Source organism: Geobacillus sp. YF-1 (assembly GCF_052692335.1).
The window spans coordinates 1,651,071-1,670,735 of sequence record NZ_CP199850.1 but is presented as its reverse complement, the minus strand read 5'-3'; the positions used below and the strand labels follow the sequence as shown (position 1 = coordinate 1,670,735).

The following is a 19,665-nucleotide window of genomic DNA, read 5'->3' as shown; positions in this document are numbered from 1 at the left end:
TCGAATATTTAAGTTTATTTAATAATTAACTTTATTAAACTAATAAGGGAGAGGAATCTGATGCATCGAATACGAAACAGTCGTTATATGCAGTTTATAGCGGCGTCTCTGTTCGCTCTCTCTGTTCTTTATCTAGCGGTGCGAAAACATGGTTATGCTTTAGAACATACGTCTGTTTTATTGTCGCTTACCATCGTTTTTCCGCTGTATTTAGCCGTTGTTTATCGAATGACGATCGGTCGGATCAAGCGTTCATGGAAAGCGTGCGTTAGCGTAGCCGCATTCGGGCTGGTGATCGTGTATGTGATCATTCCCCCACCGCTTCGTGAACAATACCGTTTCATCAAATACGTTTTTTTCGTCATTGAAAGTTTGTTCATTGTAATCGAATTATGGATCGCTTGGTCTATCATCCGAAACCTCAGAGCCTTTATTCGCACCTTTCGCGTTAAGAAAACGAAACATTTCTATTTTTTAAGCACTTATGCCCATACCATTGAAGCAGTGTTCAGGCGCCCTGTCTTTTTGCTTCGGATCATGATCACAGAGATCGCTGTGTTGTATTACTTAACGTATCGCAAAAAAAGGCGTCATCTGCCGCTGCCGTATCCAACTTACAGCTATCATAAGAAAACGGAATATTTCGGTGTCTTTTTGATGCTCGTGCATGCGATGCTCATCGAAATCGTCGGCGTTCATTGGCTCGTCATGCAGTGGAGCGAAGTAGCCGCTTGGACAGTGACGTTTTTTGATGTGTATTTCCTGCTCGTTCTGATCGCCGACTATCGGGCGATTACGCTGTCCCCGATTATTCTGGCGCCTGACCGAATCCATATCCAATTAGGAATCCGCAGCTTTGTAGAGCTGGAGTACGCCAATATAGAAGAGATCACATGGGACGTGACCCAAAAACCAAAGCGAAAGAAAGAAACCGATGCCTATTCGGTTGCGCTATTAGGCTTTTTTGATGAAGAGCCGAAACTGGAAATCCGCTTGCGGCAGCCGGTGGAAGTAATCGGGCTGTTGGGGCGGAAAAACACGGTGCGAAAACTATATGTGACAGTCGATGATGCGCACGGATTTTATGAGACGGTGTCAGAAAATTGGAAGCGGGTGCTTCAGGGAAAATAACAGAATCGGCCCAGCTGAATCGTGGCGGGCCGATGTTGTTACCTTTTATTCAATCAGTCCTTTTTTGACCATGTAGTGCTCCATAGCTTGATGGAGCCATTGTTCTTCTTCTTTTGTAAAAGGAGATGGTATCCAATTGCATGTTTCCGCCTCCCGAACCATCTCTTCCACTTGTTCTAGTCGCCCGAGCATTTGCATCGTATCAGGACCAACAAAGGTCAATGTGGCATTCATATACTGTTCCATCAATGCTTCTACCTCTGGATGATCCACAGGCGTACCCGCCAACTGCTTAGCCTTTTTTGTCAGACGAACCCATTCTCGATCCATCGCCATCATATCTGCTTCGGATTTGTGAAATAAGGAGTCGATCAGCGATTGCGGTAGATATTGTTCAAGCCACCGACGCTGCTCATTCTCCGTTTGCAGACTATGGATAAGACTCATGATCACCTCGTTGTCCACTTCTTTTTCTTCCCGAAGCAAAAATAATATGCGATCCATCGCCTTGATTGCTTGTTCAATAGATTTTCTTTTTTCCTCGAACAACCGCCTTTGCATTTCCAAAGTTTCCCTCAAACTTAAATCCAATCGAGTCTGATTCAAAAGTTGATGGATTTGCTCTAAACTGTATCCTAAAAATTTTAGACTAACAATTTTTTGAAGTATCAACACATCGTCATCAGTATACATGCGTCGTCCGGAATGAGGATGCTTTTTCGGCGAAAGCAAACCAATCTCATCATAATAACGGAGGGTTCGAATGGTCGTCCCTGTTTTTTGCGCAAACTCTCCAATCGAATAATAAATCACACTCATGCTCGTTTCATTCCTCCCTTGTAGCGACAAAGTGATCGTCTTTATCATACTTCCTGACGTTGCGGAAGGATCAATACATTTTTTCACTTTGGAAAAGGCTTTAGAAGGCTGGTGAAAAACGGCTGCCACGAGCAAATCAACGGCATCTCGCTAAAGTTGAGTTCGCTGGACTGTTCTAACTGAGAAACAGATGGAACAGCACGATTTTGGACGAAACCACCGCCCCCTTTAGTGGATTCATTGCTCACGCAGATGGAAGTGATCATTTTTCAATATTTACACTCTTCTTTTTTTTATTTTATAATTATAACCAAAAACGGAAAATCAAGCTTTCTATAGCTCCACGCAGAGACAGGCTACCAAAGACCTTTTCGTTTATTCAGTTGAAAGGATTAGGTAAAGATGATTTTCGTGCAAAACGTCAACAAAATCTATCCGCCTCACCGCCACGTGTTGCGCGATCTCTCTCTCGAGCTGAATGACGGAGATCGGCTCATTCTTTTAGGGCCAAATGGGGCTGGGAAGACGACCTTAATAAAGTGTATCATCGGGCTTACTGCACCGGACAGCGGCCGTATTTATGTAAATGGGGTGGATGTTGTCTGCAATCCGAATGGGGCGCGCGAGTCGATTGCGGTCGTGTTTGAAGAAGCCGACAACTCCTATTCATATTTAAATGTCTTTGAAAATCTCTTGTATTTTGGTTTGTTAAACAAGTGGAGCCGTTACGAAGCGAAGCGAAGGGCCGAACAAATCATGGCCATGTTGAATCTGACCCCCTACGCGGATCGTCTGGCCCAAGCCCTTTCGCGAGGGATGAAACAAAAATTGGCGTTTGCGATCGCCTTAATGAAAGGAGCGCCGTTTTTGTTCCTTGATGAGCCGACTCTTGGCCTTGATGTTGAGTCGCAGCATCATATTCGAGCGCTGTTGACGGAAAAACACAACTGGTGGAACGCCGTCCTCATTACGACCCATGACATTCCGTTTGCCCACGCCGTCGGAAATCAATTTGTATTTATCAAAGATGGAACCATCATTTGGCGGGGAACAAAGGAACATTTTTCAACTCCAGCTGACCTTGAAACTCATTTTTTAGCGGCGATTCGTTCCTATCAATTCTCCCAAGAGGTTGGTGATTGAATAATGGAGGCCGCTTTGCAGTATTGTTTTTCAGATACTGTCGATGCGCAAATTCACGAACATCCATTGACAACCAAACAAAAATAGACAAACCTTACAAAATCAAGTCTTCTTTGATTCGGCAAATCCGCCATGTCGTCTAGGGAGGTGGGTTGATTGCTCCGGCAAATTTTTCGTGTTGTATCGGCGTCGTTTTTGAAAAAAAGAGCAGAGTATCGCCGATATTGGTTCGATTTTACTGTTGGGCTGATTATTAAATTTGTCTTTTTTTTCGGTACGCTGTACGCAAGCCCCATCCAGACGGGAAAAGAGGCGGCGGTCAAGCTAGCCGGTTTCAGCCTTTGGTACTTAAGCGCTCATTTGATCGCAAAGCTTGGCAACAGCGCAATCGAAGAAGCGTATCTCGGCACCGCAGAGCAAGTGCTTTCAACGAAGACTCCTCCATGGCAAATTTTGATCGGCGTGGTGGTCGCGGAAGTCGCGTTGTCGTTCGCGTGGGTGGCGCTTTTTTTCCTTTGTGCCGCCTTGATCATTGGATTTTCTGAAATTGTTTCGGGAGCATTGTCCATCGTAACGGAAATCGTCGTATTTGGTGGAGTGAGTCTCATCGGCATGACGGGGATCGGCGTGTTCATTTTAGGACTGTCACTCCGCTTAAAGCAAGTCGGGGCCGTTACTGAAGTGCTTCTTTACTATTTATTAATCTTCTCAGGGTTTTTTCTATCTTCGAATCGATTACCAGCCGCCTTTCATATTCTCAACGCCCTTTCTCCTCTTTCTTGGGCTGTACAAGGAATGAGCGCAGGATGGCGCGCGTTCTTTCCCACGTTCGGCGTCTCGCTATTGTGGCTCGCCATCGGCTCATTCGTCTTAAGACAACAATGGAACTGGGCGAGGAAGAACGGAAAAATAGGAAGCTACGTATAACGAAAAGACAGGTTGAAGCGGCCCCCCACAGCTGATCGGTTCTTATATGTAATTCAATATCTCACGCGGCGCAAAATCATTGATGCTCTGCAATTCTTCCTTGCTCCACCATTTTACCTGTTGCCATGCATCCTTTTCGTCTTTCGTCATATTTTCGAACGATAATCTTGTATCCGATGGAATCGTGATTTTGTAATAAATCTCTCGACTAACAAAAGGACCTTGTTTCCCATCAATCCATACATCGAGTTGGAATAGGGGTTCGCCGACAAGGTCGACAACAATGCCTAGTTCTTCGTATAACTCTCTTTTTAACGCTTCCGCCGGGGTCTCATTTTCTTCAATCCCTCCCCCTGGAGTCACCCATAACACCTTGTTTCCTACCACATCGCGAAATTCAAATCGCTGAAGAAGAATTTCATTCCGTTCATTGATGATCACGGCTCTAGAACATTGGCGTATCTTCATAAAAGGCTGCCCCCCCTATATCGATGATCGTTTTGATCGACTCATTCGTATCATTTTATCATATTTCACAATATTTCCTTCAGCCCTTCCCCCCTATCGGTTTTTCCGGTGGGGAGAGCGGCGCTGCCGATCGAGCAGTTTTGTATGCCGCAAAAACAAGGCAGAGGGAATCCTCTCCCCCTGCCTTGTTTTCATTATCGAGCGGTGACCGATTCTCTTGCTTTTTTCACCAGATCAAAGCGGTCGGCGTTCATGATTTTCACCCACGCGTTGATGAAATCGCGGACGAATTTTTCTTGGTTGTCGTCTTGAGCGTAAAATTCGGCGTAAGAGCGGAGGATGGAGTTCGATCCGAAAATGAGATCGACCCGGGTCGCTGTCCACCGCACTTGGCCGGTTTTCCGGTCGCGGATTTCGTAAATGCCGCCGTCGGTCGGCACCCATTCATAGTCCATATCCAACAGGTTGACGAAGAAGTCGTTGGTCAGCACCCCGATGCGGTCGGTAAACACGCCGTGGGGCAAATCGCGATAGTTCGCGCCCAACACGCGCAAGCCGCCAATTAAGACCGTCATTTCTGGACCCGTCAGCCCAAGGAGCTGGGCTTTGTCGATGAGCAGTTCTTCCGGCGGGACGCTGTATTCTTGCTTTTGATAGTTGCGGAAGCCGTCCGCAAACGGTTCTAATACGGCAAAGCTTTCGACGTCCGTTTGTTCTTGCGTCGCATCGCCGCGGCCAGGGAAAAATGGCACTTTGACGTCAAAACCAGCGTCGCGGGCCGCTTTTTCAACCGCAGCGCTGCCGCCAAGGACGATCAAGTCGGCGATGCTTACTTTTTTCGGCAGTTCACGTTGGATGTCCTCGTAGACGGACAGCACTTTGGCGAGCCGCTCCGGTTCGTTCACTTCCCAGTCTTTTTGCGGGGCGAGACGGATGCGGGCGCCGTTGGCTCCGCCGCGCTTGTCGGAATGGCGGAACGTGCTGGCTGAGGCCCAAGCCGTTTTGACCAACTCGCTGACGGTCAGCCCGGAGTTCAAAATTTTCGCTTTGATTTCTTCGATTTCCGCTTCCGTCAGTTCGTAATCGACTTCTGGAATCGGGTCTTGCCAAATGAAATCTTCTTCCGGAACTTCCGGACCGAGATATCTCGTTTTCGGCCCCATATCTCTATGGGTGAGCTTGAACCATGCCCGGGCGAACGCCTCGGCGAATTCTTCCGGGTTTTGGTGGAACCGGCGGGCGATTTTTTCGTATTCCGGGTCAAACCGCAGTGCCAAATCGGTCGTCATCATCATCGTCGGCACTTTTTTCGACGGGTTCTCGGCATCCGGGGCCAAGTCGTTTTCATTCGGGTCGACCGCCATCCATTGCCAAGCTCCGGCTGGGCTTTTCGTCAGCCACCAGTCATAGCCAAACAGCATGTCAAAGTACGACATATCCCACTGGGTTGGCGTCGGCGTCCAAGCGCCTTCAATGCCGCTTGTGATTGCATCGCTCCCTTTCCCTTTTCCGTAGGAGCTGATCCATCCCAGCCCTTGCGCTTCAATCGGGGCGGCTTCCGGCTCAGGACCGACGTGCGTGGCCGGGCCGGCGCCGTGCGCTTTTCCGAACGTATGACCGCCGGCGATCAAGGCGACCGTTTCTTCATCGTTCATCCCCATGCGGCGGAACGTCTCGCGGATATCGCGCGCCGCTGCTTTCGGATCCGGCTTGCCGTCCGGCCCTTCTGGGTTGACGTAGATTAACCCCATTTGCACCGCGGCGAGCGGGTTTTCGAGCTCGCGATCGCCGGAATAGCGTTCAGAGGCGAGCCACTCTTTTTCCGATCCCCAATACACGTCTTCTTCCGGATGCCAGACGTCAACGCGGCCGCCGCCAAACCCGATCGTTTTTCCGCCCATCGATTCAATGGCGACATTGCCCGCCAAAATGAACAAATCCGCCCAAGAGATTTTGTTCCCGTATTTCTTTTTGATCGGCCATAACAGCCGGCGCGCTTTATCCAAGTTGGCGTTGTCCGGCCAGCTGTTTAACGGCGCAAAGCGCTGCGTGCCTGTCGACGCGCCGCCGCGGCCGTCGCCGATGCGATACGTCCCTGCCGAATGCCAAGCCATGCGGATCATTAACGGCCCGTAATGGCCATAGTCGGCCGGCCACCAGTCTTGGCTTTCGGTCATCAGTTTCCGCAAATCTTCTTTTAACGCCCAGTAGTCCAGTTTTGCAAATTCTTGCGCGTAATCAAAATCTTCATCATGAGGGTTCGTCTTCCGGTCATGCTGGTGAAGAATGCTTACATTCAGCTGATTCGGCCACCAATCTTTGTTCGTTGTCCGATTGGAAGATTGATTGGTGATGCTCCCGTGGTATGGGCATTTCGAAGCTTGTTGTGGGTATTGATGTTCCATTTTCTCTTCCCCTTCCTGTTCAAATTGTCTTCCTCACGGTTGTTTTGGCAACCGATATTGATAATTACTAGTACATTAAAATTATAATAAATTAATAGTTAATAGTAAAGTATAAAAAGTATTTTTTAGTATAAAATCTTTCTATATAAGTTGCAATCAGGATTTTCCGATTTTTCGTTGCGCGTTTCATCTAAGTACAAGTTGATTATGATAGAACGAGTCGAGTAATCAGCGGGATGTAAAACAAAATTTCAATTTATATATATTTGACCACACCATCCCATTCCATGAAGATGGGCCATTCTCAATAAAGGAAATTTAAGTCTTGACAAATTTCTGCTAAATCAAAGATAATACAAGAACAGGAACATATATTCGGTATTCTAGTTTATGTTGATGCTGGATGAATGAAAGAAGCTCAAGATGAAGCCGCATAAGATGAGAGCGTTTCACAGGAAGGAGTATAAACTGCCATGGAAGCAACTAGTCCATCCATGGTTTCGCTTTTGCGGAACCGGTTTATTCAAACCATTATGACCGTTTCATGATCTCCACACGAGACCATCAATGTCTCATGCCATCGTTTGGCCCATGCCTCTTTCTCTAAAAAACTCTTTTGATCGCCTATTCCCCCATTGTGTGTTATATTCGCCATCTTCCCTCCTTATTCCTTTCACGGCCCAGTCGATATTTTATTGCAACATATAAAAAAGTGCGTATGGCTCGCGGTCTGGATGATGATCGTCACGATCCTTGTCACTTCACATAAAAGCTCGCTCCGTCCATCCACTCTATTTCGTCATAGCGCTTGAGGTCGCGTACAAGCTGAAACAACGCCTCATCTTTTTGTTTCGCTTCGATCATGCAGTCAAGCTGCCGGACGGTGCCTTTGATTTCCCGCAAAAAGCGGATGAACATCTCAGCATCGACAAAATCGTGATGGGCGCGGAACTGTCTGTTGCTTTTGGGGCTTGAGAGATGCATTTTCATCGGCAACGGCGAGTGGCGCCATGTCGCCACGATCCGTTCCCAGTCTGGTCGCCAGTCTTCTTCGTCGTGATTGGCGAGATGGTGATGCAAATCAAAAACGAGCGGCACGCCGAGTTTTTCGCATGCATAGAGAGCATCGCGCAGTGTAAACACCGTATCATCATTTTCAAACATGATCATCGGCTGTAACGAGATGGGGATGTACGCCCAATTATGGATCAGCTGCTCCAACGCCTTTTCTTTGTCGCCATACCCGCCGCCAAGATGGAGCACGCAGCGGTGTTCTGCGTCAATCCCCATCCCGCGCAACAGTTCTCGATGCAGATGCAGCGTGCGCAATGAAGCGCGGAACACATCGGCATCAGGGGAATTGAGCACAACAAAATGCTCCGGGTGGAAATCAAGCCGCATCGGATACTCACGCAAAAACAGCGCGATCGATCGCAACGCTTCACGGATCGGAGCGAGATAATCCCACCCGTCTAGCTCTGGATGATTGGCAAGCGGAATAAGCCGCGAGCTGAGACGGAAAAAACGGATGTCATGCGCCTTGTTATGTTTGAGCAAGCGAAGGCAGTTTTCGACATTGGAGATGGCGATCCGCTCAAGCTTGCGAATCGCCGCCTCGCGATCGCGAATGGCGCGAAACTGCGCCACGGTCATCGTTTGAGAGGGAGAGCAATGAGGGACATGCACGCTCATAGCGGCATAGCCGAGCCGGACAACGGTCATCATCTTCACCTCGATAGTTAGCCAACGATCCATTTCCGCCTTTTTTGGCAGACAACGTTATTATGTAGCCGAAACCGATCCGTTATGCAGCTACACATTCCTCTTCACCTCCTCTTCATAATGAAACAAATTGAGCTGCTTCACCGCCCCTGCCCGGTCAAACACACGAAGCGCAGCGACGCCAAGAAGCCGCACCGGACGGCCGTCCCAATGCTTTTTCAGCAATCGCGCCGCTACAGAAAAGAGATCTTCCGCCGTTTGAAGCGGCTCTGCCTCCGTTTGGCTACGAGTCAGTCGATGTGAAGAAAGGCTTTCATCACGTTTCGTTGCTCCTTTCCCCTTGCAGCCAGCGATAGATCGAAGCGGCATCTTCTTCATCCACATCCACGACACGGGAGTAGGTGCCGACCGGCATGACGGAAGCCGAGATCGTCGCCAACTGTTTTTTTCGTTGCCACCATGTCGTTTCGATTTCCAACGATTGGACGTGGCGCTTGAACAAATGCACGGTCGTTCGCCGAAACCAGCCGCTGCGGAGAGACAGCTGCTTCGAGGAAAGCGCCCAGCCGGCGGCTCGGTAGCGCCGCGCCCCGATCCACGCGGCGAGCGGCAGCACAAGCAACAGGGCCGCTCCCCACGGACGCTCCATATACGCGACCACTCCAACCGGAATCGTCAACCAATAAAGCGGGCGAAGCATGTACCGGCTTTTTGCCCGCCGAGGGAGCGGCGAAAGTGGCACATCGAGGCGATACTCGGGCAAACAAGCTTGAACAATCGGTACGATGCGATGCTTTTTGACCAGCGGACAAAGAACGACTTCCCCTGATGGTCCGCCATCAAGCGCCCCGCCGGCATGAATGATGGACACAGAGGCGTATCCGAAAAAACGTCGCAGCCAACTCTCATGAATGACGACACCTTGGACGCGGTCAACAGGGACGGACACTGCTTTTCGTTCCAACCATCCGCGAGCAATCACAATGGTATCTTCTTGTTTCCGCACGACAAACGAAGCGTACCGAATCATATTTTGCACGATGGCTACCCCATAGGCGGCCAAGAGAATCGACAAGATCAACAGAGCAATATACCACCGTCCGTGTCCGTTCCATGTCGACTGAATATCGCGGACAAGCGCCTCATACGGAATAAAGTCGCTAAACTGCGACAAAAACGCACATAAAGCGGCGACCACGCCGAGCGCCCCGCCGCTTGTCAATGAGGCGATCCAAATTTCTTTCATCGTTAACGTAAACAACGGAGACGGCGGGCGATGGGCGGCTGTTTCCGGCTCATTGACGCGTCCATTCCTGTTTTTCGCTCGTTCCACGCATTGTTGCAGAGCCCGAGCTTCTTTTCGGGCGATGGCGCGAAGAATGACCTCCGCTTCTCCGGGAACATTTCCCGGCGTCTCTACGTGTACTTGAACCACTCCAGCGATGCGCTGCCAGATTCCTTCCGTTATGGAAATTCCGTGAATGCGCTCCAACGGAATGGAACGTTTTTTGCGGACAAACACGCCTTCTTCAACGACCAAGCAACGGTCATCCCACTCATATGTAAAACGAACCCAAGAAAGAACGCCCATGACAAGCGTATAGATGAGGGCAGCCAACGGCACAAGAATATCGTTCCATGAAAACCCATGGCGACTGCCGGCGGCCACGATGACAAGAAGAGGGGCGATCATATTTTTCAATTCTTTTCCCACCCCAGCCATAATGGCAATCGGATGGAGGCGGCGTTTTGTTTTACGCGTCATTGTCATCCGCCACCTTTGCCCACTCGGCGATCAAACGGCAAAGCTGTTCGGCTTCGTCCGCCGGCAGCGCGGGAATCTCATGAGCAGCCGCGGCCGTAAACACAGCGATGGAAGCCAATCCATACCGCTTCAGGAGCGGGCCTTGCCGCACATCGACATACTGAACGCGAGTCATCGGAATAAGCGTTCGCTTCGTCGACCAGACCCCGCGCTGGATGTCGATTTCTTCTTCGCGAATGGCGTAACGCCACCGGCGCTGGCGAAGCACAGGCACCCATCCCACCCCTAAGACCACTTCGATCAACCAGATGCCGGCTAACATTCCCAAACACCATTTCGGGGCATGAAAGCGCGCCAGTATCCACGCCATTCCAACAATGACGGCGCCGGAAACCAATGCCCCCAACGCTCCGGTCCAACGCCACACGGTGATGGCTTTTTCCGAAATCGGTTTACCGCTGTTGTCCAACATACTATGAATCTCCTTCTGATTAAGATCAAATCTGTTTCCAGTATAACAAAACATTTCCACATTGACGATGGGTTTTTTCGTGCATCATTGACAGAAAAACAAAACTATTATATTCTAAAACTATCTTTTTTGCTTAACTGCACAAAAGCAAAAAAGCGTCAAAGTAAAAAAGTGCATCATAGAATGAGCTTTGTGTCAGAAAGGTTGTGTCTGTATGAACCATTCCCGCCCCTCATTGCAAAAAGGGCTGCTGCCCCGCCATGTGCAGCTGATGGCGCTCGGCGGCATGATCGGCACCGGCATTTTCAAAGGGAGCTCTGATACGATTCACATGGCCGGACCGAGCGTTGTTCTTACGTATCTTCTCGGCGGCGCGCTGTTGTTTCTCATTATGGCCGCCTTAGCGGAGATGGCCATCGCCTATCCGGGCGAAAACGTTCAACATTTGATCCGCCGGGCGTTCGGCTTTCGCTGGTCGTTTCTCGTCGGGTGGCTGTATTGGGCGAACTGGACGTTGGTCACGGTCGTCGAGCTGCTGGCGGCAGGCAGTTTTTTGCGCTATTGGATGCCGGCGGTGCCGCTTTGGCTGCTCGCTCTTAGCTGCGCGCTGTTTATCATCGCGCTGAACTTGTTTCCGGTTCGCTACTATGGAGAAACAGAATTTTGGCTCGCCGGGTTGAAAGTGGCGGCGCTAGCTGTGTTCATCTTGCTTGGGGCCGGCATGTGGTTCGGCGTGATTGAAGGAGCGAATGGAAACCCATGGAGCCGTTATGCGACGTACGACGCCTGGTTTCCGCATGGGGTCGGCGGCATGATCAGCGCCTTGCTTGTCGTCATGTTTTCATACGGCGGAGCGGAGCTGATCGGCGTGGCGGTGACGGAGATGAAAGACGCCGACCGGGTGCTGCCGCGGGTGATCCAAACGACGATATGGCGGGTCATCGGCTTTTATGTGCTGCCGATCGCCATCATTTGCGGCATCATGCCATGGAACGCCGTATCGGCGGAAAACAGCCCGTTCGTCCAAGTGCTCGAGGCCACCGGCATTCCGGGCGCCGCCCATGTGATGAACGCTGTTTTGCTTGTGGCCGTCTTATCAGCGGCCAATACGGGGGTGTACGCCACGTCTCGCTTGCTCTTTTCCATGGCTGAGCAAGGAGAGGCGAGCCGCCGCTTGTTGCGGACGACGCGACACGGGGTTCCGCTTTACGGGATGGGAATGGTCGCCGTCTGCATCGCTCTAGGGGTCGTTGGCGCGTACTTGGCGCCGGGGCGGATCATCGGCGAGTTGATGACGATTCCTGGGTTTACGGTGCTGATCGTCTGGATGATGATCGGCGCGGCCCAACTGAAACTGCGGCCGCATTACGACACGAATCCGTTTTTTTGCGTCAAAGCATTTCCGTACACGACAATCATTGTCGTCGTGTCGCTCGGCGCGATTTGGGTGAGCTTTTTATTCCAGCGTGATCATCGAATCGGATCGGTTCTTTGCCTTGTGATCTTGGCGGTTCTGGCGATATATGGGGCGAGCAAAGAAAAGCAAAGCCGGCGGTCGGAACAAAACGGCAACGAACAATCGGCCTGAATACGAGTGCGGAAAAACAGGCGCTTGTGCCGTTATGGCCGGCGCCTGTTCTCTTATCCTCCGCGGTTGACCTCCCGCCATTTCTCCCACGCCTGCCAACCAACGACCGCCATGCCAAACGCCAAAATCAGCGCCTGCTCATCCACTCGCCGCTCGGCCCATAAACGATACAAACTGACCGCGGCCCCGTATACGAACGAACCGAGGCAAAACAACCATGCCCCCAGCCAAAACCATTTCATCGTTTTCCTCTCCCTATTCATATTCTCCTCCTCCGAAAGAGGAGGATTTTCTCGCTCACACTTTCTGTCATCGAACAGACGCTTGATGTCATTCTACCTTGATGCCCATAAAAAAACAACAGGGATGCCCCTAAGGCCCTCCCTGCCGTGCAATGGACAATGTTGGTGCACCGAATCATGGAAAAGGGGCGTCTCACCGCTTCGGAGCCCCTTGCTTGTGCGGATGATGCCAAGGTCGATTCCTTATTTCGCCGGCGACAGTTCATCTTCGGTCACCCATTTATGGTTGGTCATTTGTTCCCCGGTCTTTGTATCGATGTAATCGACCATATACACCGTCGTTTGTTGGGCGGAGTCGATGACGGCTTTCGCGCCTTTCATCCCCTCCATATGGTCGGCATTCAAGACGACTTCGTCCCCCGGCTGGAACGGGTTGTCACCGGCGTTTTCAATTTCTTCGTGAATCACCCATTTATGATTCTTGACCGGAGGACCCCCTGTTGTTGGCGTGTACGTCACGGTATAGACAGTCGTGTCAAACGCCCCGGAAACGGTCGCTTCCGCCCCGTTCATCCCTGGCATATGGTCGGCGTGAATGATGACTTTGCTTCCAACCGGATAGGCTGGCTGTTTCGCTTCCTTCAATCCAGCCGGCACCTCTCCTGAACCCGAGTGGTTCATTCCCTCATGACCGGTGTGAGAAGCCGTATTTTCTTTTGGTGTTTGGTTGTCGTCTGCACCAGTGCAGGCGGATAACAAGAGCGCTGCCATAACCGAAGTTGTGCCTAGCAACATTTTTAATTTTTTCATCGTTTTCACCCTCCTTGCCTTGTTAGCATACCCGACATTTGTGCAGATTTTATGGAGATGGTCTTGATTGGGCAAAAAGCGGCGGCCGTGCACGGTCCAAAAACCGGGCCAAAACCCAAAAACGGTCAAATTGGCCGCAGTCAAAAAGGCGCTTGGGACGACCCCGAGCACACTGATCGCCACATTACAGGCTAGACTCAAGAAGTACGCCGTTCCGCCGTATGCTTGAAGGAACTCAATCATCCGTTCTTCCATTTGGCCCAAACGCCTCTCTTTTCGAAAATGATTATGACTTGTGCCCGTTCCATTTGTAGCCGACGCCCCACACCGTCTGCAAATGTTCATCCACCGGAAACCCGGCCCGGCGCAGTTTTTCGCGGATGTTTTTCACGTGGGAGTCAACGGTTCTTTCTTCTGTGTCAGCGAGATAGCCCCATAGTGATGCAATGATTTGCCCACGGCTGAACACTTGATTCGGGTGTGTTAACAACAGCCCTAAAACGGCGAACTCTTTCGGTGTCAGCGCAATCGGCGTTTCTCTGTAGCGAACCGTATGTTCTTGTTCATTCCAGACAAGCCCGGCTGCACGGATGACTGAACGGCTGCCGGCCGCACGGCGGAGCACCGCTTCAATGCGTGCAAGCAACTCCGCTTCATGAAATGGTTTCGTCACATAATCGTCCGCTCCGATTTTCAATCCTTGGACAATATCGGTCGGCTCGTCGCGGGCGGTGACCATCATGATCGGAACATCGGAAAATGAGCGGATGCGGCGACACGTTTCCCATCCGTCGAGTTCTGGCATCATCACATCGAGCAGCACCAAATCGGCGTGATGATGCCGCAAATAGTCAATAGCTTCCGCGCCCGAACGCCGCTTCACGCAGCGGTAGCCGTTCGGCGCTAAATACAATTCCAATAAATCCAGCATCCGCTCTTCATCATCGACCAACAACAACGTATACATCGTCATCCCTCCGGCAGCGTCATGAGGATGGTCGTTCCTTTTCCTTGTTCACTTCGAGCGGCGATCGTTCCCCCGTGCGCCTCGACGATTTCTTTGGCAATGGCCAAACCGAGTCCGGTCCCGCCGCTTGTCCGCGATCGCGATTTATCAACCCGATAAAACCGCTCGAAAATCCGGGGCACGTCTTCCGGCGGGATGCCGACCCCTTGATCGGAAACGGCCACGACGACCTCGCGTTTTTGCGGATAGACGGCAATCTCCACCGTTGTGCCAGGAAACGCGTATTTCCGCGCGTTGTCGAGCACGTTGATCATCACTTGCTCAAACCGCTCCTGGTCGATCTCCGCTGTGACCGAACCGGGGCACTGACACACAAGCGACAGCGATTTTTCCTGAAACGCCGGGCGCAGCTTTTCGCATAGTTTGGCAAAAAATAAACAAAGATCGGTCGGTTGCGTTTCGATCTGGAACGAGTGCCGCTCGAGTTTAGCTAGTTCAAACAAGTCTTTCACCATTTTTTCGATCTTTTCCGCCTCTTCATAAATGATCGTCGCGTATTTGATTCGCTCGTCCTCGGCAAGGTGCGGCCGTCTAGCGATGTCCGCGTACCCTTTCACATACGTCAGCGGCGTGCGCAATTCATGGGAGATGCTCGCTAAAAATTCGCTCCGTTCTTGTTTCAAATACGCTAAATCGTTCGCCAGCGTTTGAATGGCTTTGCCTAACTGCGCCAGCTCATCGTCTCCTTTCACTTCGACGCGCACGGAAAAATCGCCTCGGCTGAGCGCTTCGGTCGCCCGCTTCATGCGAAGAAGCGGCATCGTGATGGCGCGGGAGAAAAAGGCGATCGTCATCATCGTAATCGCCACGGACAGCACACCGACGACAACAAAATGATGCTTCAGTTTATATACCATCGTCCGAATCGAGCGAGTGTCTTGAAACATATACACATATCCTCTTGTTTCGCCCTTGATTTGAATCGGGCTGACAGCGGCGATATGAGACGCCCGCTTCCAATCGGTTTCGACCATCATGCCTTCGCGGGGAATGGAGCGCCCGTAAGTCAACGGAATCAGTTGCCTCGCAAACGGGACGATGCCGCTAGACGCAGATACAATGTGGCGTCTAGCATCGGTAATGACGACATCGGTTTCAGCTTCGGACTCCATCATAACAACATGCTCAACCGTTGTGCGATCGTAATTTTTTTCCAGCACATTGCGATGGCTGTTTCCCCGCGCCAGAAGCTGCGCGAATTCTTCCTCGATGCGCGCGTGAACAAGCGTCGCATAGAGGGAAATGAACAGCACCAGTTCCACGGCCAAAACAAAGGCAAAAAACAGCAGGCCAAGTTTCCAAGAAAGCTTTCGCACGTGATTCTCTCCTTATCGATCAAAACGGCATGGTCGTTTCACCTTTTCTATTTTACCTTGAACATGTGCAGAAAGTATGGACAAGCTTGCCACATCGTTTCGTTAGGAACCAAGCCTAGCGGATGCGTCTTTTTCTTTCTTCCATTATACTAATAAACAGACCGCACTCAGTGGGAGACGACAGAAAGGAGTTTTTTTATGAAATCGCTCGTGTTAGCGGAAAAGCCGAGCGTCGCCCGCGACATTGCCCGCGTGCTCGGCTGCAAAGAAACGCATAAATCGTATATGGAAGGACCGCGCTACATCGTCACGTGGGCGCTTGGGCATTTGGTCGAACTCAAAATGCCAGAAGACTATGACCGGAAATACGAAACGTGGCGGCTCGAGGATTTGCCGATTATTCCGAAACAAATGGGCTTGAAAGTGATCCGGCAAACGAGCTACCAGTTTCGCGCCATTGAACATTTGGCCAAACGCCGCGATGTGAAAGATTGCATTATTGCGACCGACGCCGGCCGCGAAGGAGAGCTGGTCGCGCGCTGGATTTTGCAAAAAATCGGCTGGACGAAGCCGATTTGGCGTTTATGGATTTCGTCGCAAACCGATCAAGCCATCCGCGACGGGTTTCGCCAGTTAAAGCCCGGGGCGCAGTTTGACCGCCTGTATGAATCAGCCGTCTGCCGCGCCGAAGCCGACTGGCTGATCGGGTTGAACGTGACGCGCGCCCTAACAACGAAATACAACGACCCGCTCTCGGCCGGGCGCGTGCAAACGCCGACGCTGGCGATGATCATCGAACGCGAGCGGGAGATTCAATCGTTTGTGCCCGTTCCGTATTGGACGATTCATGCCCGCATCGGTTCGGTTACGGCGACATGGGAACGGCACGGCGGGAAGCGGCTGTTTGATCAAGACGAGGCCAACGGGCTGATGGCTCGTCTCAACGGCCAGCCGGCGCGCGTCACATCGGTCAAGCGGAAACGGAAAAGCGAACCGGCCCCGCTGCCATATGACTTGACTGAGCTGCAGCGGGAGGCGAACAAGCGGTTTGGCTTTTCGGCGAAAAAGACGCTCTCGGTGTTGCAGCGGCTGTATGAACAGCACAAGCTCGTCACGTATCCGCGCACCGATTCTCGTTATTTGCCAAGCGACATGGCATCGACGATGACAGAGCGGCTTTCGGCGATGAAATCAGGGTATGAGGACATCATTGCTCCGCTGCTTGCCAAGGGCAAGGTCAAAGCGGCCCATCGGGTGTTTCAAGATGACAAAGTGACGGACCACCACGCCATCATTCCGACCGATGAACGGCTCGACCTCGGGAAGCTGTCGGCCGATGAGCGCAAGCTGTATGACATGATCGCCCGCCGCTTTTTGGCGCTCTTTTACCCGCCGTATGAATATGAAACGACAACCGCCACTTTCGAAATCGCCGGCGAGACGTTTGTCGCCCGGGAAACAGCGGTCGTCAACGCAGGGTTTCGAACCGTTCTTGGCAAGGAAGAAACAGAAGTGAAACCGACACCATTCCATCTATCGGAAGGCCAAACGCTCGCACCGGTGCAGCTTGAGATGGAACGATCGTTCACCGAACCGCCGTCCCGTTACTCGGAGGCCGACTTGCTCGCGCAAATGGAGAAATACGGGCTCGGCACGCCGGCGACAAGAGCGGACATCATCGAGCGGCTCGTCGAAACGGAAGTCGTCGAGCGGAAAGACGGCCGCTTTTATCCGACGAAAAAAGGAAAACAACTGATCGAGCTCGTCCATGAGGAACTGAAATCGCCGGAGTTGACCGCCCGCTGGGAGCGGGAACTCGAGGCCATCGCCCGCGGAAAAGGGAATCCGAAACAGTTTTTGGCCCACATCCGCCGGCAGACGGAGCAGCTTGTCGCCGAAATCAAGCAGAGCGAGCGCGTATACAAAGCGCCGAACCTTACCCAGCTCACTTGCCCGGAATGCGGCGCGCTCTTAAAAGAGCGGAAAACGAAAGACGGGCGGATGCTCGTCTGCTCGAATTTATCATGCCGCTACCGGCGGAGGCGCGACCCGAAGCTCTCGAACCGCCGCTGCCCACAATGCCATCGGCGCATGGAAATGCACGAAGGGAAAGCCGGGCTCTATTTCCAATGCCGCCCGTGCAACGTCGTGGAAAAAGCGGAAGAAACGAAACGCACCACCACGAAAGGAACGGAACGGGCGCTGCTCAAAAAATACAGCGCAACGAACGAATCGTTTGGCACCAATCTCGGAGAATTGCTCAAGCAGGCGCTTGAAAACAAAGAATAAGCGCGAAAAACCATTTGCCTCCCTGCCGAAAGACGTGGTGGAAAAAACATCAGCGCCGAACGAACCGCCAGCCGCACCAACGCTGGCGGTTCTTATTCGAAAACGAATGGCGCGGAGCATCGCTGCTGCGGTTCGATGGATTTGCCTACTGAAGCGGATTGGCCTCCCTCTCTCACAACGCGGGCGGATGAATGAGCGATCGGCAACCGAAACTTTCTTTTTGCGGTTCCGTATATATAAGTAAAACCTACTGTAAAGGAGCGATCATGATGTTAAAGAAGTTGTTCAAAGCGTTGTTGGGCCAGCATCATCACTCGTCGCACTATAAAAAGCATTATAGCAGCAGCGATTACCACCATTACGGCCCGAAATATCATTCGCACCAGCACCCGTCCCAGTACGGTCATCACCATTACAAAAAGAAGCATCATAGCGGCAGTTTCTTCTCGAGCTTCTTCGGCAGCTGATGAAGCGATTCATGGAACGCCACCCGCTCGTCGCCCGCTGGTTTGACCGGCCGCATCGAAGCGGTGAGATCGTTCACCGCCGCTATGAAGTGATCGAAGAGCTCGGGATGGGCAGCTACGGCATCGCCTACAAAGGGCGCGATCATGACACTGGGCGCCTTGTCGTCATCAAACAGGCGCGGCGGACAAAAGGGGAAGACGGCCGCCGCCTGCTTCAGCGCGAAGCCGAAATGCTCGCGCGCTTGCGCCACCCGCAAATTCCGATGCTGCATGACCGATTTGTGGAACGCGGACAGCCCTACCTCGTGATGGAGTATATCGACGGGGAGACGGTGGAAGATCACATTTTTCACCGCGGGGTCACGTACACGGAACGAACCGCGTTTCGATTGTTGCTTGATGTGCTTGACGTTGTACGGTTCATTCACGCTTTGGGCATCGTCCATCGCGATTTGCGCATTCCGAACATCATTTGGCGGCAAGGAACCGTCTTTGTCATTGACTTTGGCTTGGCGTGCTATATCGGCGAATCAGCGGAATGGCGCGACGACGATCCGCTTGAAAAGCGGCTGCGGCGCGAACCGCATCCGCGAAGCGATTTTTATGCACTGGGGCATTTCACCTTATTCTTGTTATATTCGGCTTACGAACCGACGAGCGAGGAGGAAAAAAGCTGGGAGGAAGAGCTGGATCTGTCTCCGAAAGCTCGGGCGATCTTGCGGAAAATGTTGCAGCTGGATGCGCCGTATGATCACATCAACGAGCTGATGATGGATGTCAGGCAGCTATTGGCTGAGCGCAGCCAGGCGCAAACGGTCAAAGCAGGAAATCCAACAAGCATATGAATGGGGGATCAAGCGAAACATTGACACGTTGAATGTATCGGATCAATTGTACCGACACAATGTTCAGCAATGGAAGCAGCGGGAACAAAGCGGCCTCATCCCATTAAAGAAAAACACCATTCGAAACATTTCCGTCCATCTTTCCATCAACTCTTCCGGCAAGGAAAAACTGGATGATCGTGCAGGTAACTAGATGGTTGTTACATGCTTTTCGCATTTTTATGGTTGG

At 51.6% G+C, this 19,665-nt stretch carries 18 protein-coding genes; 7 read left to right on the top strand and 11 right to left on the bottom strand.

The window, feature by feature from the left end; genetic code table 11:
- Positions 1–60 precede the first annotated feature (60 nt).
- Positions 61–1,131: a hypothetical protein gene (locus ACTVIM_RS08380; protein ID WP_445614235.1), complete on the top strand. Its 1,071-nt coding sequence runs from the start codon at positions 61–63 to the stop codon at positions 1,129–1,131.
- Between the two features lie 45 nt (positions 1,132–1,176).
- Here ACTVIM_RS08380 and ACTVIM_RS08375 read toward each other — a convergent pair whose 3' ends face one another.
- A complete protein-coding gene (locus ACTVIM_RS08375; protein WP_445614234.1) occupies positions 1,177–1,950 on the bottom strand; it encodes a MerR family transcriptional regulator in 774 nt (257 codons plus the stop codon).
- Positions 1,951–2,352: 402 nt separating this feature from the next.
- Between ACTVIM_RS08375 and ACTVIM_RS08370 the strand changes: the two genes are divergently transcribed.
- Together ACTVIM_RS08370 and ACTVIM_RS08365 are read left to right on the top strand one after the other, a co-directional pair.
- Entirely contained in the window at positions 2,353–3,093 is a 741-nt protein-coding gene (locus tag ACTVIM_RS08370) for an ABC transporter ATP-binding protein (RefSeq protein WP_445614233.1), read from the top strand.
- Between the two features lie 156 nt (positions 3,094–3,249).
- A complete protein-coding gene (locus ACTVIM_RS08365) occupies positions 3,250–4,020 on the top strand; it encodes an ABC transporter permease (RefSeq protein ID WP_445614232.1) in 771 nt (256 codons plus the stop codon).
- A 42-nt stretch (positions 4,021–4,062) separates the two neighbouring features.
- Here the strand turns inward: ACTVIM_RS08365 and ACTVIM_RS08360 are convergent, their stop codons facing one another.
- From ACTVIM_RS08360 to ACTVIM_RS08335, 6 genes are all read right to left on the bottom strand, one after another.
- Positions 4,063–4,488, bottom strand: coding sequence for an NUDIX hydrolase (locus ACTVIM_RS08360; protein WP_171661075.1), 426 nt, complete (start codon positions 4,486–4,488; stop codon positions 4,063–4,065).
- 194 nt (positions 4,489–4,682) lie between these two features.
- Complete coding sequence (gene katG, locus ACTVIM_RS08355; RefSeq protein WP_445614230.1) at positions 4,683–6,893, bottom strand: catalase/peroxidase HPI; 2,211 nt, start codon at positions 6,891–6,893, stop codon at positions 4,683–4,685.
- A 756-nt stretch (positions 6,894–7,649) separates the two neighbouring features.
- Entirely contained in the window at positions 7,650–8,615 is a 966-nt protein-coding gene (gene uvsE, locus ACTVIM_RS08350) for a UV DNA damage repair endonuclease UvsE (protein WP_445614332.1), read from the bottom strand.
- A 90-nt stretch (positions 8,616–8,705) separates the two neighbouring features.
- Positions 8,706–8,984 (bottom strand): DinB/UmuC family translesion DNA polymerase, encoded by a 279-nt coding sequence (locus ACTVIM_RS08345; protein WP_445614229.1) that lies wholly within the window; start codon positions 8,982–8,984, stop codon positions 8,706–8,708.
- Entirely contained in the window at positions 8,932–10,380 is a 1,449-nt protein-coding gene (locus ACTVIM_RS08340; RefSeq protein ID WP_445614228.1) for a PH domain-containing protein, read from the bottom strand. Before ACTVIM_RS08340 ends, ACTVIM_RS08345 begins: the two co-directional genes overlap by 53 nt.
- A complete protein-coding gene (locus ACTVIM_RS08335) occupies positions 10,370–10,852 on the bottom strand; it encodes a PH domain-containing protein (RefSeq protein WP_445614226.1) in 483 nt (160 codons plus the stop codon). Before ACTVIM_RS08335 ends, ACTVIM_RS08340 begins: the two co-directional genes overlap by 11 nt.
- Before the next feature lie 214 nt (positions 10,853–11,066).
- On the opposite strand from ACTVIM_RS08335, the gene ACTVIM_RS08330 reads away from it, so the two are divergent.
- The gene (locus tag ACTVIM_RS08330) at positions 11,067–12,440 is read left to right on the top strand and encodes an amino acid permease (protein ID WP_445614225.1); all 1,374 of its coding nucleotides are present in this window, start codon (positions 11,067–11,069) and stop codon (positions 12,438–12,440) included.
- A gap of 53 nt (positions 12,441–12,493) precedes the next feature.
- Here the strand turns inward: ACTVIM_RS08330 and ACTVIM_RS08325 are convergent, their stop codons facing one another.
- The 4 genes from ACTVIM_RS08325 to ACTVIM_RS08310 form a co-directional block, all read right to left on the bottom strand.
- Complete coding sequence (locus ACTVIM_RS08325; RefSeq protein WP_445614224.1) at positions 12,494–12,682, bottom strand: hypothetical protein; 189 nt, start codon at positions 12,680–12,682, stop codon at positions 12,494–12,496.
- Positions 12,683–12,925: 243 nt separating this feature from the next.
- Positions 12,926–13,492 carry a YdhK family protein gene (locus ACTVIM_RS08320; RefSeq protein ID WP_445614331.1) on the bottom strand — a complete coding sequence of 189 codons (567 nt, stop codon included), beginning with the start codon at positions 13,490–13,492 and terminating at the stop codon, positions 12,926–12,928.
- A 286-nt stretch (positions 13,493–13,778) separates the two neighbouring features.
- Positions 13,779–14,459: a response regulator transcription factor gene (locus tag ACTVIM_RS08315; protein WP_445614222.1), complete on the bottom strand. Its 681-nt coding sequence runs from the start codon at positions 14,457–14,459 to the stop codon at positions 13,779–13,781.
- Positions 14,460–14,461: 2 nt separating this feature from the next.
- Positions 14,462–15,835: a sensor histidine kinase gene (locus ACTVIM_RS08310; RefSeq protein ID WP_033843879.1), complete on the bottom strand. Its 1,374-nt coding sequence runs from the start codon at positions 15,833–15,835 to the stop codon at positions 14,462–14,464.
- 198 nt (positions 15,836–16,033) lie between these two features.
- Here ACTVIM_RS08310 and ACTVIM_RS08305 point away from each other — a divergent pair, with 198 nt between their 5' ends.
- From ACTVIM_RS08305 to ACTVIM_RS08295, 3 genes are all read left to right on the top strand, one after another.
- Entirely contained in the window at positions 16,034–18,124 is a 2,091-nt protein-coding gene (locus ACTVIM_RS08305) for a DNA topoisomerase III (RefSeq protein ID WP_061912082.1), read from the top strand.
- A gap of 269 nt (positions 18,125–18,393) precedes the next feature.
- Positions 18,394–18,591 (top strand): hypothetical protein, encoded by a 198-nt coding sequence (locus ACTVIM_RS08300; RefSeq protein ID WP_033022588.1) that lies wholly within the window; start codon positions 18,394–18,396, stop codon positions 18,589–18,591.
- Entirely contained in the window at positions 18,591–19,436 is an 846-nt protein-coding gene (locus tag ACTVIM_RS08295; RefSeq protein ID WP_061912083.1) for a serine/threonine protein kinase, read from the top strand. Before ACTVIM_RS08300 ends, ACTVIM_RS08295 begins: the two co-directional genes overlap by 1 nt.
- Positions 19,437–19,665: the final 229 nt, after the last annotated feature.

Bases quoted from the DNA above. Each gene is read 5' to 3' on its own strand.
- ACTVIM_RS08380 (WP_445614235.1), top strand. From the start codon at position 61: ATGCATCGAATACGAAACAGTCGTTATATGCAGTTTATAGCGGCGTCT.
- ACTVIM_RS08375 (WP_445614234.1), bottom strand. From the start codon at position 1,950: ATGAGTGTGATTTATTATTCGATTGGAGAGTTTGCGCAAAAAACAGGG.
- ACTVIM_RS08370 (WP_445614233.1), top strand. From the start codon at position 2,353: ATGATTTTCGTGCAAAACGTCAACAAAATCTATCCGCCTCACCGCCAC.
- ACTVIM_RS08360 (WP_171661075.1), bottom strand. From the start codon at position 4,488: ATGAAGATACGCCAATGTTCTAGAGCCGTGATCATCAATGAACGGAAT.
- katG (WP_445614230.1), bottom strand. From the start codon at position 6,893: ATGGAACATCAATACCCACAACAAGCTTCGAAATGCCCATACCACGGG.
- uvsE (WP_445614332.1), bottom strand. From the start codon at position 8,615: ATGACCGTTGTCCGGCTCGGCTATGCCGCTATGAGCGTGCATGTCCCT.
- ACTVIM_RS08345 (WP_445614229.1), bottom strand. From the start codon at position 8,984: ATGCCGCTTCGATCTATCGCTGGCTGCAAGGGGAAAGGAGCAACGAAA.
- ACTVIM_RS08340 (WP_445614228.1), bottom strand. From the start codon at position 10,380: ATGACGCGTAAAACAAAACGCCGCCTCCATCCGATTGCCATTATGGCT.
- ACTVIM_RS08335 (WP_445614226.1), bottom strand. From the start codon at position 10,852: ATGTTGGACAACAGCGGTAAACCGATTTCGGAAAAAGCCATCACCGTG.
- ACTVIM_RS08330 (WP_445614225.1), top strand. From the start codon at position 11,067: ATGAACCATTCCCGCCCCTCATTGCAAAAAGGGCTGCTGCCCCGCCAT.
- ACTVIM_RS08325 (WP_445614224.1), bottom strand. From the start codon at position 12,682: ATGAAATGGTTTTGGCTGGGGGCATGGTTGTTTTGCCTCGGTTCGTTC.
- ACTVIM_RS08320 (WP_445614331.1), bottom strand. From the start codon at position 13,492: ATGAAAAAATTAAAAATGTTGCTAGGCACAACTTCGGTTATGGCAGCG.
- ACTVIM_RS08315 (WP_445614222.1), bottom strand. From the start codon at position 14,459: ATGTATACGTTGTTGTTGGTCGATGATGAAGAGCGGATGCTGGATTTA.
- ACTVIM_RS08305 (WP_061912082.1), top strand. From the start codon at position 16,034: ATGAAATCGCTCGTGTTAGCGGAAAAGCCGAGCGTCGCCCGCGACATT.
- ACTVIM_RS08300 (WP_033022588.1), top strand. From the start codon at position 18,394: ATGTTAAAGAAGTTGTTCAAAGCGTTGTTGGGCCAGCATCATCACTCG.
- ACTVIM_RS08295 (WP_061912083.1), top strand. From the start codon at position 18,591: ATGAAGCGATTCATGGAACGCCACCCGCTCGTCGCCCGCTGGTTTGAC.